14 protein-coding genes and 1 riboswitch are annotated in these 13,856 nt (G+C 72.7%); of the genes, 12 read left to right on the top strand and 2 right to left on the bottom strand.

The features are described from left to right. The first annotated feature begins 426 nt into the window (after positions 1 to 426). A riboswitch (FMN riboswitch) is annotated at positions 427 to 557 on the top strand. A gap of 142 nt (positions 558 to 699) precedes the next feature. From IE172_RS27640 to IE172_RS27600, 9 genes are all read left to right on the top strand, one after another. Next, complete coding sequence (locus IE172_RS27640; protein ID WP_190100042.1) at positions 700 to 1,314, top strand: riboflavin synthase; 615 nt, start codon at positions 700 to 702, stop codon at positions 1,312 to 1,314. Further along, positions 1,311 to 1,952, top strand: coding sequence for a nicotinamide mononucleotide transporter family protein (locus tag IE172_RS27635; protein ID WP_190100041.1), 642 nt, complete (start codon positions 1,311 to 1,313; stop codon positions 1,950 to 1,952). Before IE172_RS27640 ends, IE172_RS27635 begins: the two co-directional genes overlap by 4 nt. An 80-nt stretch (positions 1,953 to 2,032) precedes the next feature. Further along, positions 2,033 to 3,304: a bifunctional 3,4-dihydroxy-2-butanone-4-phosphate synthase/GTP cyclohydrolase II gene (locus IE172_RS27630; RefSeq protein WP_190100150.1), complete on the top strand. Its 1,272-nt coding sequence runs from the start codon at positions 2,033 to 2,035 to the stop codon at positions 3,302 to 3,304. Positions 3,305 to 3,324: 20 nt separating this feature from the next. Beyond that, positions 3,325 to 3,810 carry a 6,7-dimethyl-8-ribityllumazine synthase gene (gene ribH, locus IE172_RS27625; RefSeq protein ID WP_190100040.1) on the top strand — a complete coding sequence of 162 codons (486 nt, stop codon included), beginning with the start codon at positions 3,325 to 3,327 and terminating at the stop codon, positions 3,808 to 3,810. Between the two features lie 34 nt (positions 3,811 to 3,844). Continuing rightward, a complete protein-coding gene (locus tag IE172_RS27620) occupies positions 3,845 to 4,117 on the top strand; it encodes a phosphoribosyl-ATP diphosphatase (RefSeq protein ID WP_190100039.1) in 273 nt (90 codons plus the stop codon). Positions 4,118 to 4,165: 48 nt separating this feature from the next. After that, on the top strand, positions 4,166 to 5,029 hold the full coding sequence (hisG, locus tag IE172_RS27615; protein WP_190100038.1) for an ATP phosphoribosyltransferase: 864 nt from the start codon (positions 4,166 to 4,168) through the stop codon (positions 5,027 to 5,029). 17 nt (positions 5,030 to 5,046) lie between these two features. Beyond that, positions 5,047 to 5,514 carry a PH domain-containing protein gene (locus IE172_RS27610; protein ID WP_190100037.1) on the top strand — a complete coding sequence of 156 codons (468 nt, stop codon included), beginning with the start codon at positions 5,047 to 5,049 and terminating at the stop codon, positions 5,512 to 5,514. A 295-nt stretch (positions 5,515 to 5,809) separates the two neighbouring features. Further along, entirely contained in the window at positions 5,810 to 7,141 is a 1,332-nt protein-coding gene (locus IE172_RS27605) for a hemolysin family protein (RefSeq protein ID WP_190100036.1), read from the top strand. Then, positions 7,138 to 8,214: a hemolysin family protein gene (locus IE172_RS27600; RefSeq protein ID WP_190100035.1), complete on the top strand. Its 1,077-nt coding sequence runs from the start codon at positions 7,138 to 7,140 to the stop codon at positions 8,212 to 8,214. Before IE172_RS27605 ends, IE172_RS27600 begins: the two co-directional genes overlap by 4 nt. A gap of 56 nt (positions 8,215 to 8,270) precedes the next feature. On the opposite strand, the gene IE172_RS27595 is transcribed toward IE172_RS27600, so the two are convergent. Both IE172_RS27595 and IE172_RS27590 read right to left on the bottom strand, forming a co-directional pair. Next, positions 8,271 to 10,136, bottom strand: coding sequence for an AAA family ATPase (locus IE172_RS27595; protein WP_190100149.1), 1,866 nt, complete (start codon positions 10,134 to 10,136; stop codon positions 8,271 to 8,273). 442 nt (positions 10,137 to 10,578) lie between these two features. Further along, positions 10,579 to 11,226, bottom strand: a complete 648-nt coding sequence (locus tag IE172_RS27590) for a uridine kinase family protein (RefSeq protein ID WP_435808737.1) — start codon at positions 11,224 to 11,226, stop codon at positions 10,579 to 10,581. Between the two features lie 199 nt (positions 11,227 to 11,425). Here IE172_RS27590 and IE172_RS27585 point away from each other — a divergent pair, with 199 nt between their 5' ends. The 3 genes from IE172_RS27585 to IE172_RS27575 all read left to right on the top strand — a co-directional run bounded on the left by IE172_RS27585 (position 11,426) and on the right by IE172_RS27575 (position 13,815). Then, entirely contained in the window at positions 11,426 to 12,799 is a 1,374-nt protein-coding gene (locus IE172_RS27585) for a C39 family peptidase (RefSeq protein ID WP_190100034.1), read from the top strand. Between the two features lie 142 nt (positions 12,800 to 12,941). Beyond that, a complete protein-coding gene (locus IE172_RS27580; protein ID WP_190100033.1) occupies positions 12,942 to 13,082 on the top strand; it encodes an SCO1431 family membrane protein in 141 nt (46 codons plus the stop codon). Between the two features lie 76 nt (positions 13,083 to 13,158). Then, positions 13,159 to 13,815 (top strand): TetR/AcrR family transcriptional regulator, encoded by a 657-nt coding sequence (locus tag IE172_RS27575; protein WP_190100147.1) that lies wholly within the window; start codon positions 13,159 to 13,161, stop codon positions 13,813 to 13,815. Positions 13,816 to 13,856: the final 41 nt, after the last annotated feature.

Raw genomic sequence — 13,856 nt, 5'->3', positions numbered from 1 at the left:
CAGTCCCTTCGGACACCGTCGCTCCCCGGCGGAGCACCCCTGGGGCGGAGCACCCTTCGCGCCGGGACGGACCGGCCACCGCCGGATGCGACATCGCGCGCCGGCCGGCGCCGTACGCCGTCCAGCTTCGCCGGGTCCCGCGCCGCACGCATCCGCGCATGGTGAGGCCCGGCGGTGGGCAAGGGCCGTCGTCACCACCGCCGGGCCGGTCCTGTCCTCGGCAGGTGGCTCGGACCCTAAGTGGACTAGACCACAGCGTCAATAGGTATGGACCAACCTCGCACTGCTTTCAAGGGGGCGCCTCCGCCCCGGAGTTGTCGATGGCGCCACACCCGGCAGCCCCGGCGTCGCCGTCTGTGACCCACCCCACACTCTTCGCCCGTATGGAGGGCGCCCCGCCGTGGCACACTGGCCCTGTACCAGTAGCAGCGCACTCCGGGGTCGGTGAAAGTCCGAACCGGCGGTTACAGTCCGCGACCCGGTCGCTTCCAGCGGCCGGTTGACCAGGTGAAATTCCTGGACCGACGGTTAAAGTCCGGATGGGAGGCAGTGCGCGGCGGGCGGGCATCCATGCGCGCTGCCGTACCGGTTCGCCATACGGGCGAGCCCTGTCCGGCGTCGCCCCCGGTGTCCTCGCCCGTGCTCTGTCGTCGTCGACAGCCCCGGAGTCCGTGCCCGAAGAGGCAGGAGGCCCGGGAAGTGTTCACCGGAATCGTCGAAGAGCTGGGCGAGATCACCGCCGTCGAGACGCTCGACGACGCCTGTCGCTTCCGTCTGCGCGGCCCCGTCGTCACCGAGGGCGCCAAACACGGCGACTCCATCGCCGTCAACGGCGTCTGCCTCACGGTGGTCGAGCACCAGGGCGACGAGTTCACCGCGGACGTGATGGCCGAGACCCTCAACCGCTCCAGCCTCGGCGCCCTCGCCGTCGGCTCCCGCGTCAACCTCGAACGGCCCACGGCCGTGGGCTCCCGCCTGGGCGGCCACATCGTGCAGGGACACGTCGACGGCACCGGGAAGATCCTCGGGCGCGAGCCGTCGCAGCACTGGGAGATCGTGACGATCTCGCTCCCGGCGGACCTCTCCCGCTACGTCGTGGAGAAGGGCTCCATCACCGTCGACGGCATCAGCCTCACCGTCGTCGACGCCGCGGACGACCACTTCACCGTCAGCCTCATCCCCACCACCCTCGCCCTGACCACGCTCGGCATCAAACAGCCCGGCGACCCGGTCAATCTCGAGGTCGACGTCATCGCCAAGTACGTCGAGCGGATGCTCGGCGCCCGCGCCACCGGTGAGGAGGCAACCCGGTGAACTGGCTCAACTCCGAGGCCTTCACGCTCTTCGACCAGCACATCAAGTGGTCGGACATGATCGGCAACGTGATCGGTCTGATCGCCCTCGCCCTCGGCTGGCGCCGCTCCCTGTGGACCTGGCCGGCCCAGTTCGTCTCCGGACTCATCCTCTTCGCCGCCTTCGCCACCGCCCACCTCTCCGGCAGCGCGGGCAAGCAGATCGTCGTCATGCTGGTCGCCTCCTGGGGCTTCTGGCAGTGGAACCGGGGCCGCCGGCAGGCGCAGGACGGCTCCATCGCCGTCCGCTTCGCGACCTGGCGCGAACGCGGCGCCCTCGCGGCCGGCGCGGTGCTCGGCACCCTCGCCGTCGGCGGGCTGTTCACCCTCTACCCGTCCCTGTCCTGGGACCCCTGGCCGGACGCCTACATCTTCGTCGGCACGATCGTCGCCATGTACGCCCAGGCCCGCGGCATGGTCGAGTTCTGGTTCGCCTGGCTGCTGGTCGACCTCGTCGGCGTCCCGCTGAACTTCGCCAACGGCTTCGCCTTCTCCGGCTTCGTCTACGTCATCTACGGCGCACTGGTCCTGTGGGGCCTGCGCGACTGGTGGCTGCGCTCCCGCGACGCGCGGCCCGCCCTGGAAGGAGCGCCGGCATGAGCGCCCACCCGTCTCCCACCACCACCCCCAGCCAGGCTTCCCCGGAGCGCTGGGCGGACCCCCGCCGCGCCGCCCCGGCGATGCTCTACGACACCGACGACCTCGACCTGCGGCTCGACCCCGTCGCCCAGGCCGTCGCCGACATCGCGGCGGGCCGGCCCGTCGTGGTCGTCGACGACGAGGACCGCGAGAACGAGGGCGACCTCGTCATCGCCGCCGAGATGGCGACCGAGGAGATCGTCGCCTTCATGATGAGCGAGTGCCGCGGCCTGATCTGCGCCCCCATGGAGGGCGACGAACTGGACCGGCTGCGCCTCCCGCAGATGGTCGACGACAACACCGAGTCGATGAAGACCGCGTTCACCGTCTCCGTCGACGCCTCCGCCGCCCACGGCGTGACCACCGGCATCTCCGCCGCCGACCGCGCCACCACGCTGCGGCTGCTGGCGGGCGGCACCGCCGGACCCGACGACCTCGTCCGCCCCGGCCACGTCTTCCCGCTGCGCGCCCGCCCCGGCGGTGTGCTCGTGCGCAACGGCCACACCGAGGCCGCCGTCGACCTCGCCCGCCTCGCCGGACTGCGCCCCGCCGGCGCCATCGTCGAGATCGCCGGCGAGGACGGCCGCATGCTGCGGCTGCCCGAGCTCGTCCCGTTCGCCCGCAAGCACGGCCTGACGATCATCTCCATCGAGGACCTGATCGCCTACCGCCGCTCCGCCGAACCCACCGTCCGCCGCGAGGCCGCGGTCCGGCTCCCCACCTCCCACGGCACCTTCACCGCGTACGGCTACCGCTCCACCGTCGACGGCGTCGAACACGTCGCCCTCGTCCACGGCGAGATCGGCGACGGCCGGGACGTCCTGGTCCGCGTCCACTCCGAGTGCCTCACCGGCGACGTCTTCGGCTCCCGGCGCTGCGACTGCGGACCCCAGCTCGACGCCTCCCTCGCCCGCATCCAGGACGAGGGCCGCGGCGTCGTCGTCTACCTGCGCGGACACGAGGGCCGCGGCATCGGCCTGATGTCCAAGCTGCGCGCCTACGAACTCCAGGAACGCGGCCGGGACACCCTCGACGCCAACCTCGAACTCGGCCTGCCCGCCGACGCCCGCGACTACGGCGCCGGAGCGCGGATCCTCGCCGACCTCGGGGTGCGCGGCGTCCGCCTGATGACCAACAACCCCGACAAGTCCGACGCGCTCGCCCGCCACGGCATCGAGGTCGTCCGGCGCGAGCCGATGCCCGTCACCGCCGGCGAGCACAACCTCCGCTACCTGCGCACCAAGCGGGACCGGATGGGCCACGACCTGCCCTGGCTGGACACACCGACCGTGCCCGCCTGCGGCAACCAGTAGAGAGAACACCGAGGAGAGACGTGAGCGGCAAGGGTGCACCGGAGCTGTCCGTACGCAATGTGGGTGACCTGCGGGTCGCCGTCATCGCGGCACAGTGGCACGAGAAGGTGATGGACGGACTGGTCGACGGCGCCCTGCGCGCCCTGCACGACCTCGGCATCGACGAACCGACCCTGCTCAGGGTCCCCGGCAGCTGGGAACTCCCCGTCGTCGCCAAGGTCCTGGCCGGCCGCGGCTACGACGCCGTGGTCGCCCTCGGCGTCGTGATCCGGGGCGGCACGCCCCACTTCGACTACGTGTGCCAGGGCGTCACCCAGGGCCTCACCCAGGTCTCGGTCGACACCGGCGTGCCCGTCGGCTTCGGCGTGCTCACCTGCGACACCGAGGAGCAGGCCCTGGACCGCGCCGGACTGGACGGCTCCAGCGAGGACAAGGGCCACGAGGCGGTCACCGCGGCCGTGGCGACCGCCGCCTGCCTGCGCTCGGTATCCGAACCCTGGCGGTGAGCAGTCCCCCTCAGCGCGTAGGGTAAGGACCACCATGGCCAAGAAGACGTTCGAGGAGCTCTTCACCGAGCTCCAGCACAAGGCAGCCCACGGCGACCCCGCCACCTCCCGCACCGCGGAGCTGGTCGACAAGGGCGTCCACGCCATCGGCAAGAAGGTCGTCGAAGAGGCCGCCGAGGTATGGATGGCCGCCGAGTACGAGGGCAAGGAAGCGGCAGCCGAGGAGATCTCCCAGCTGCTCTACCACGTCCAGGTGATGATGGTCGCCCGCGGCATCTCCCTCGACGACGTCTACGCCCACCTGTGAACCCGCGCGCCCCGCGACACACCCCTCCACACGAAGGAAGCCGACCTCATGCTGCGCATCGCCGTCCCCAACAAGGGTTCCCTGTCAGGCCCCGCGGGGGAGATGCTGCATGAGGCCGGCTACCAGCAGCGCCGCGAGTCCAAGGAACTGCGGATCGTCGACCCGACGAACGAGGTCGAGTTCTTCTACCTCCGGCCCCGCGACATCGCGATCTACGTCTCCTCCGGCAAGCTCGACATCGGCATCACCGGCCGCGACCTGCTCGTCGACTCCGGCGCCGACGCCGAGGAGATCCTCCCGCTCGGCTTCGCCCGCTCCACCTTCCGCTTCGCCGCCAAGCCCGGCACGGCGAGCGGCATGTCCGACCTCACCGGCCGGACGGTCGCCACCTCCTACGAGGGGATCGTCGCGGGACACCTCGCCGACCACGGCGTCGACGCCTCCGTCGTCCACCTCGACGGAGCCGTCGAGACCGCCATCGAACTGGGCGTCGCCGAGGTCATCGCCGACGTCGTCGAGACCGGCACCTCCCTGCGCAACGCGGGCCTGGAGGTCTTCGGCGAGCCGATCATGAAGTCCGAGGCCGTCGTCGTCCGCCGCACCGGCGCCTCCGCCGACGCCGACGAGACCGTGGAGACCAAGGTGCAGCAGTTCCTGCGCCGCCTCCAGGGCGTCCTCGTCGCCCGGACGTACGTGATGATGGACTACGACTGCCGCGTCGAGCAGCTGGAGAAGGCCGTCGCGCTCACCCCGGGCCTGGAGTCGCCGACCGTCTCCCCGCTGCACAACGAGGGCTGGGTCGCCGTCCGCGCGATGGTCCCCGCCAAGGAAGCACAGCGGATCATGGACGACCTCTACGACATCGGCGCCCGCGCCATCCTCACCACGGCCATCCACGCCTGCCGCCTCTGACGGCCCCGGAGCACCCCATGTCGGAATCCACGGGCCGCCTGCCCGCCCTGCCCGTCACCTTCCGCCCCGCCCGCACCCGGGCGGTGCTGCACGCCGCCGGCATCGCGCTGTTCGTGGCCGTCTCCCTCATCGGGCTGCTGCTGAAACAGCTCGGCCCGGGGGAGCGGATCAGCTTCGTGTTCACGGCCGCACTGCTGGCCGGCGTCCTGTTCCTGCTGGCCCGGCCGAAGGTCGTCGTGGACGAGGACGGTGTCACGGTCGTCAACATCGTGGGCCGGCGCCGCCTGGAGTGGGCGCAGATCCTTCGGGTGAACCTCCGCCCGGGTGATCCCTGGGTCTTCCTCGACCTCAGCGACGGCACCAGCATGCCCGTCCTCGGCATCCAGCCGGGCATCGCCAAGGCGCGCGCCGTCGACGACGCGCGCACCCTGCGGGCCCTCGCCGAGGACCGCTCCACGGCCGGGCCCGGCACGGTACGGGACTGACCCCCGGCCGCCCCCGCGCACCGCTCGCCGCGCCCCGTACGGGTGACGGCTCGGGGAAGTACGGGGGTCGTCCGCCTGCCGCGGCCGGCCCTGTCCTGATTAATCTGGTGGGCGAGGGCGCGACGACCGCGCCCTCGCCCCTGCCGCCCCGCCCGGTGGCCCAGGGGCTCCTGCTGACCGAGGAGTGACCCTCTCCGGCGATGGACGGATCGTCCTGTAGTACCTGCGCCGCCCCCTGCCGACCGAGCGCGGACCCGTGTCACCGGGTTCGCGCGCGCGCCGAGGCGGCGGCATCATGACCACCCCCCTGCTGCTCCTGGCAGCCGCCTTCCTGCTGATCCTGGCCAACGGATTCTTCGTGGCCGCCGAGTTCGGTCTCGTCACCGTCGAGCGGCCGGACGCCGAACGGGCCGCCGCGGCCGGTGACCGGCGCGCCCGCCGGGTCGTCGAGTCGCTGAGGGAACTGTCGTTCCAGCTCTCCGGCACCCAGCTCGGCATCACCCTCACCTCCCTCGTCGTCGGCATGCTGGCCCAGCCGGCGCTCGCCGCACTGCTGCACGGCCCCTTCACCGGCATCGGCATACCCGGCGGCGCGGTCCCCGGCGTCGCCGTCGTCGTCGGCATGCTGCTGGCCTCGGCCGTGCAGATGGTGATCGGCGAACTCGTGCCCAAGAACTGGGCGGTGTCCCGCCCGTTGCAGGTCGCCCGCTTCGTCGCCGGCCCGCAGCACGCGTTCGCCCGCCTGTTCCGCCCGGTCATCGCCGGGCTGAACGCCGTCGCCAACCGGCTGGTGCGCGCCCTGGGCTTCGAGCCCGCCGAGGAGCTGGCCTCCGCCCGCACCCCCGGTGAACTCGTCTCCCTGGCCCGCCACTCCGCGCGGGCCGGCGCCCTGGAACAGGACACGGCGGACCTCTTCGTCCGCACCCTGTCCCTGGGCGAGCTGACCGCACAGCACGTCATGACCCCCCGCGTGAGGGTCAGCGCCCTGCACGCGTCGGCGACCGCCGAGGACGTGGTCAACCTGACCCGGGCCACCGGCCTGTCCCGCTTCCCCGTGTACCGGGACCGCATTGACGAGATCGTCGGCATGGTCCACCTCAAGGACGCCCTCGCGGTGCCCGCCGAGGAGCGGCTGCGCACCCCCGCCGGCCGCATCGCCCGCCCGGCCCTGCTGATCCCCGAGACCCTGCCCGTGCGGCCGCTGCTCACCCGGCTGCGCAGCGAACAGCCGATCGCGGTCGTGGTCGACGAGTACGGCGGCACGGCCGGGGTCGTCACGCTGGAGGACATCGTCGAGGAGATCGTCGGCGAGGTGCGTGACGAGCACGACGGACAGGCCCTCCCCGAACTGGCCGCCGCCCCGCCGGAGGACGGCAACCCGGCCTGGGACGTCGACGGCGCCGTCCGCGTCGACGCGCTGCGGCGCATCGGACTGCACGTGCCCGAGGGCCCCTACGAGACGGTGGCCGGCCTGGTCGCCGACCTGCTCGGCCGTATCCCGGCCGTCGGCGACCGCGCCGAACTCACCGGCTGGCGGTTGTCGGTGCGCAGGGTCGGCCACTACCGCGCCGAACGCGTCCGCCTGGTCAGAACGGTCCCGCTGCCCCTGGTGGAGGTGGCCGGATGAGTGTGCTGCAGCTCCTCTTCGCCGCGCTGCTTGTGCTCGCCAACGGCTTCTTCGTCGGCGCCGAGTTCGCCCTGGTGTCGGTCCGCCGCAGCCAGGTCGAACCGCTCGGCACCGCCCGCGCCCGCCAGGTGCTGTACGGCCTGGAGCACCTGCCGCAGATGATGGCGGCGGCCCAGTTCGGCATCACCGTCTGCTCGCTGACCCTGGGCGCGGTCGCCGAACCCACGGTCGCCCATCTGCTGGAGCCCGTCTTCGCCTGGATGCACGTGCCCCACGGACTGATCCACCCGCTCGGCTACGCCATCGCGCTCGCCGTCGTGGTCTTCTTCCACCTCGTCATCGGCGAGATGGTCCCGAAGAACCTGGCGATGGCGGCCCCGGAGACGGCCGCGCTGTGGCTGAGCCCCGGGCTGGTCTGGTTCGCCCGGCTGTGCCGGCCCGTCACCGTCGCGCTCGGCGCCTGCGCCGAGGCCGTCCTGCGGCTGTTCCGCGTCGAGCCGAAGGACGAGGTCGAGGCCGTCTTCACCAGTGAGCAGCTCAACCGGCTGGTCGAGGACGCCGGGCAGGCGGGGCTCCTCGACCCCGAGGAGGCCGAGCACCTGGAGGACGCCCTGGAACTGGGGTCCCGCCCGGTGACGGACGTCCTGATCGAGGGCGGGTCGCTGGTCACGGTCACCCCCGCGGTCACCCCGGCGCAGATCGTGGAGCTCACCGCCCGCACCGGGTACTCCCGCTTCCCGGTGTCCGGGGACGGCGGCTCCTTCCTTGGCTACCTCCACGTCAAGGACGTGCTCGACCTGGAGGACTCCGACCGTGCCGTCCCGCGCCGGCTCTGGCGCCGGATGACGACCCTGCGCCCCGAACTCCCCCTGGACGACGCCCTCACCCTGATGCGCCGTGCCGCGACCCATCTGGCCCAGGTCGCCGATCCCACCGGCCGGGTCCTGGGCCTGGTGGCCCTGGAGGACGTCCTGGAACTCCTGGTCGGCGAGGTCAGGGACCCGGCCCACCGCGAGGTGACGCTCACGCCCCCGAGGGCGGGCGGAACCCCGGAGGATGTCCTGGCGACGTAGCCGCCGAGGCGGTCGTCGCCACCGCGCCGGACGCCGCGCTCGGCCCCACCGGGACCTCACAGCCCCGGTGGGGCCGACGGCCCCCGCCCGGACAGCACCTCCCCGTACGCCTGCATGAGATCGGGCAGCCGCAAGGTCGCCAGATCCTCCCGGGTCAGCGCCCCCGGAAACACCGACAGCCTCAGATCCCGGTACGCACAGCTCTTCTCGTACAGCGTCCGCAGGAACCGCCCGTTCCCCAGCTCGTCGATCCACCCCTGGTCCACCACGTGCCCGGCGATCGACCGCAGTTCGTCCAGCGCCTCCTCGTCCCAGCCGTCCCCGTTCTCCCCGGCCAGCACCTCCCCGATGGCGGTGAGCTCCAGCGGCCGGTACGAGGGGAAGTCCACCCGTGTGGTGAACCGCGACGACAGCCCGGGATTGGCCGCCAGCAGCCGGTCCATCCCCTCCGGGTACCCGGCGAGGATCACCACCAGGTGGTCCCGGTTGTCCTCCGCCCGCTTCAGCAGCACCTGCAGCGCCTCGTCCCCGTACGCGTCGCCCTTGCCGTAACCGGAGTTGGACAGCGCGTACGCCTCGTCCACGAACAGCACCCCGCCGAGCGCGGAGTCGATCAGCTCGTTGGCCTTCACGGCCGTCTGCCCGAGGTACTCGCCCACCAGGTCCGCCCGCTGCGCCTCCACGAGGTGGTCACCTCCCAGCAGCCCGAGCGCGTAGAACACCCGGCCCAGGATCCGGGCCACGGTCGTCTTCCCCGTCCCGGACGGTCCGGAGAAGACGAAGTGCCGTTTCGGCGGCTGCACCGGCAGCCCCTGCCCGGCCCGCAGCCGCGCCATGTTCAGCTGCGCCGACAGCGCTTTGACCTGACGCTTCACCGGCTCCAGCCCCACCATGCGCTCCAGCTCGGCGAGCGCCTCCTCCAGTAACGCCGGATCGGCGGGGCCCGTCGGCAACGCCGGGCCGGAACCGTCCGCCCGCACCCGCAGCACCCCCGGCCCGGAGACCGACGGCGGCGGTGCCGGCGGCGGCTCGGGCTCGGACAGGCGCAGCTCACGCCCCTCGGTGCCGAAGAGCGGATCGAGCGTGTCGGTGCCGTCGACCGTGTCCCCGGCACCCGCGAGAGCGATCGCGGCGAGATCCGCGGCGGCGTCGTCGTAGCCGTCGCCCTCGGCGATCGCGGCGAGCCGGGCGGAGGTGTCCATGAAGGCCGGGTCGACCCGGTGCACCGCCCGGTACAGGGGGAGCGCTGCGGCACTGCGTCCCGTCCCCTCGTGGGCGCGGGCCAGCCAGTAGCGCAGCTCCTTGCGCTGCGGCTGTTCGCTGCGGCACCGCATGAGCGCCGCCGACAGCAGCGGTTCGGCCTGTCCGTACATCTCCAGCCGCACCCGGGCCATGCCGCCGAACAGTCCCGCCTCGATGCCCAGCACCGGGTCCTCGACCAGGGAGTCCGTGTGTCGCACCAACTGCTCCCAGTCCTTGACGAGGTAGGCGCGGCAGGCGTGCAGGAAGCGGACGTGCGGATCGGTGTCCACGGGGGGCAGTCCGGCCAGTGCCCGGTCCAGCTCGGGGACATGGCGGCCGTCCAGCCAGTGGGAGGCGTGCGCCAGCAGCAGGTCGCGGGGGCTCTCCAGCACCGGTTGCACCCACCAGCCGAGCCAGTACCAGGAGTTGAGGGTGCGCCGGTGCCGGGCGCGCTGTTCGCCGAAGCGTTCGCGGTGCCGGTGCATCCGGAGCAGCGCGGCCGTCGTGTCGATGCGCAGCGCGTGCAGTCCGAGCCAGCCGTCGGCCATCCCGGGGTCGATCCGCACCGCGGTGCGGAACTCCTCCTCGGCCTGCGGATAGGCGCCCATGGTGTAGGCGTCGACGCCTCGCAGCCAGGCGAGGTCGGCCGGGGCTTGCGGGTCCTGCGTGCCGAAGTCCATCACGTCCCCCACGAACCGTGCCCCCGTCGGTGTGCCGGCCGGCCCTCGCCCGTCGGCTCCCTGTGGTCGAACCGCTCTGCCACGGACCGGAGTTGCAAGGTGCGCGAAGCGTCGTCCGTAGGGCGCACCGAGGGCATGGTACCTGCGGCGGCGTCCCGTCCGTAGGGTGCCGTGCGGGTGGGGGAGCGGAGCGGAGGGGAGGAGGCGGCGGCCCATCCGGTGACTCAGGGTGATCGGCATATGCCGCTGAGCGGTCGGGGGACGGCCTGAGGGCAGAACGAAGCCCCCGATCACGGGGGAACAACCGGGGGCTTCGTGTCCGCGGGCGACCCCGAAGAGCCGCACATTGAGAACGTAAGACCTGTACGGGCCCCGGGTCAAGCGGAGTTGGGCGACTGTGGCGACTTGCTCCGGGCCGCCCTTCACAGGATCACCACATCGCCTACGGCCCGTCACCCTGGGTGATCGAAGGGGGTGGTTCAGCCGTCCCGGCAGGCCCGGGAAGCACCTCGTACCCCTCCCCGCGCTGACGCACCAGGAGGTCCGCGAAGGGGCGCGTGGGGTCACCCGCGAAGTGCTCGCGTTCCGCGCGCACCCAGCCCTCCCAGAACTCCCGCTGCTCCTCCCCGTCCCGTGCCCGGCCCCGCGCCCAGGACTCCTCACGGGGCAGGTCCATCCACAGCAGCAGCGCCAGATACGGACGCAGTGCCCGCCGGCCCGCGCCCACGCCCTCCACGAGGATCACGGGGGCGGGCGGAAGGGGACGGGGCGGTCCGAAGCGGCGGGTGCGCCAGTCGTAGGCGGAGCAGTGCGCGGTCTCACCGCGGCCGAGCGGCCGGATCACCTGGCGCAGCAGCCGCCCGGTCCAGTCGAACAGCTCCTCGTGGCTGGCCACGTCGTCGAGCCTCAGCACCGGGGCGCCGTCCAGCGCCCCCGCCAGCCGACCGGCGAACGTGGACTTGCCCGAGCCGGCGTGCCCGTCGACACCGACGAGGCGGACCGGGCCGCAGGAGGGCCCGAGCCGGCGGATGCGGGAGGCGAGATCGTGGATGGCTGGTTCCCCGGGGGCTGGGCGGAGGGCTGACGGCAGCACTCTAGGGCCCCGCCGCCGGCGTCCCGCCATTGGTCGAGTCCCATGTTGGTCGGGCGTGGTTCGGCCCGGGTGCTGGCAGGATCCGTCCGGCTGCGTTCATAGTTGGCCCACACACGCTCCGGCGGGCGGACGTACACCGTCCGCCGGCCGCGCACCGGTCCTGTCCCCGACTCCGACACCTGGGGGTCCTCCACCCATGAGCAGAGCCGAACTGCCCTCCCGCAGGGCCCTCCTCGCCGCGGCGGTCGTCGCCACCGTCGCCGGGAGCGCGGGCCCGGCGTCCGCCGGCACCCTGACCACCGGCGCCCCCGGCACGGCGCGGGCCCGCCGGGCCGCCGCCCGCACCGTCGACTACCGGGCCTGGACCTCGTACACCGACTGGCGCGGCGGCACCGCCGAGGGGACGCGCGCCGTCGCCGGTGCCCGCCCCGGCCTGGTGATCGCGAGGGCCGCCGGCACCACGGACTACACCGACCCGCACACGGGCCGCACGTCCGCCTGGGAGTACGCACGGTGGACCTCGCCCGTCCACCGGCTCGAGGTGCCGGCCACCGAGGTCATCCCCTCGTGGAACGCGCACACCCCCGAGGGCACCTGGCTGCAGGTCGAGCTGAAGGGCGGCTACTCCGACGGCACGGACACCCCCTGGTACGTCATGGGCCGCTGGGCGGCCGGGGACCAGGACATCCGGCGCACCTCGGTGGACGACCAGGGCGACGGCAAGAGCAGCGTCTGGACGGACACCTTCGCCATCGACGACGCGGCCTCGGGCCTGCGCCTGGTCTCCTACCGGCTCCGCCTGACCCTCCACCGCCGCCCGGGCACCCGCCTCACCCCGACCGTGTGGCGGGCCGGCGCGATGGGATCCGACGTCCCCGACCGGTTCACCGTCCCCGCCTCGAAGCCCGGCCTCGCCGGGGAACTGGCCGTCCCGCGCTACTCGCAGGAGATCCACAAGGGCCAGTACCCCGAGTACGACAACGGCGGCGAGGCCTGGTGCAGCCCGACCTCCTCGCAGATGATCATCGAGTACTGGGGCGGCCGGCTCACCGAGGAGCAGCTGTCCTGGGTCGACCCCTCCTACGCCGACCCGCAGGTCTGCCACGCAGCCCGGTACACCTACGACCACCAGTACGAGGGCTGCGGCAACTGGCCGTTCAACGCCGCCTACGCGGCCACCTTCGACGGCCTGCAGGGCGTGGTCACCCGCCTGACCTCCCTCACCGACCTGGAGCAGCTGATCGCCGCGGGCATCCCGGCCATCACGTCCCAGTCGTTCCTGGAGGAGGAGCTGACCGGGGCGGGATACGGCACCGCCGGGCATCTGATGACCGTGATCGGCTTCACCGCCGACGGTGATGTGATCGCCAACGACCCCGCCTCCGACGACAACGAGGCCGTGCGCCGCGTCTACCGGCGGCGCGAGTGGGAGAACATCTGGCTGAGGACCAAGCGGTACAACGCCTCCGGCAGGGTGGTCTCCGGCACCGGAGGGGTCTGCTACCTCTACTTCCCGGCCCGTCCGACCCCGCGGCAGCGCAAGGCGCTCGCGGCGGTGGGAGTGCGCTGAGCCGTTCCGGCGAGCGGGCCCCGGGGCACCCCCGGGGCCCGCTGTCGTGTGACCGACGTCTCGGCCGTGGAATCCCTTCGCGGTGGCACAGTGGACGCAGCCGCAGGGGGAGTCCACGCACCACCGAGACCAGCGAGTAGCCATGACCGCGAACGCAGCCACCGTCACCCGTGCCCGCACCGGAGGCCCGCGGGAGGACGGACCGAAGATCCTCGAACACGTCATGGGATGGACCCTCGTCGTGGTCCTCGCGATGCTCGTGACCCGGCTCGGACTGCTGTAACCCGGGCCGCCCGGCCCGGCGCCCGACCTGCCATACTGCGGGATTGTCCCGCCGCCAGCAGGAGACCTGGGTCGAATTGAACACCAGCAAGCAGCCCGTCGCGCGCCCCGGTGCGCGCGGCACCCAGCGCTCCGCGACCCGCCGGGCCGAACTCATCGCCATCGGGCGGAGCCTGTTCGCCGACACGTCGTACGACGCCCTCTCCATGGACGACATCGCACGCCAGGCGCAGGTCGCCAAGGGGCTGATCTACTACTACTTCCACTCCAAGCGGGGCTACTACCTGGCGATCATCGAGGACTCGGTTGCCGGCCTGGTCACCTATGCGGCGAGCGGAGCCGAACTGCCGCCCGTGGAGCGGGTGCAGCGCACCATCGACAGCTACCTGCGGTACGCCGAGCACAACCAGGCCGCGTACCGCGCGATCGTCAGCGGCGGCGTCGGCTTCGACGCCGAGGTGCACGCCGTCCGGGACGGCGTGCGGGAGGCGATCGTCGCGACCATCGCCGAGGGTGCCTACGGGCGTACTGACATCGCCCCGGTGGCCCGGATGGGGCTGCTGGCCTGGGTGTGCAGCGTGGAGGGTGCCGCGCTCGCCTGGATCGACCGCGGTGAGCTGTCCCGCGAGACGATGTGCGAGCTGCTGGTGAAGACGCTGGGCGGCGCCCTGCGCGCCATCGAGGAGCTGGACCCCTCCTGCCCGGCCCCCGCGCCCGCCCGCCGCGACGCCTGATCCGGGCCCGGCCCGCCTTGCGCCAGGACCGGAGAGCACTC

The organism is Streptomyces griseoflavus (assembly GCF_014649995.1).
Taxonomy (GTDB): domain Bacteria; phylum Actinomycetota; class Actinomycetes; order Streptomycetales; family Streptomycetaceae; genus Streptomyces; species Streptomyces griseoflavus.
The sequence above is the reverse complement of the archived record's forward strand: the minus strand, read 5'-3'. Positions and strand labels throughout refer to the sequence as shown.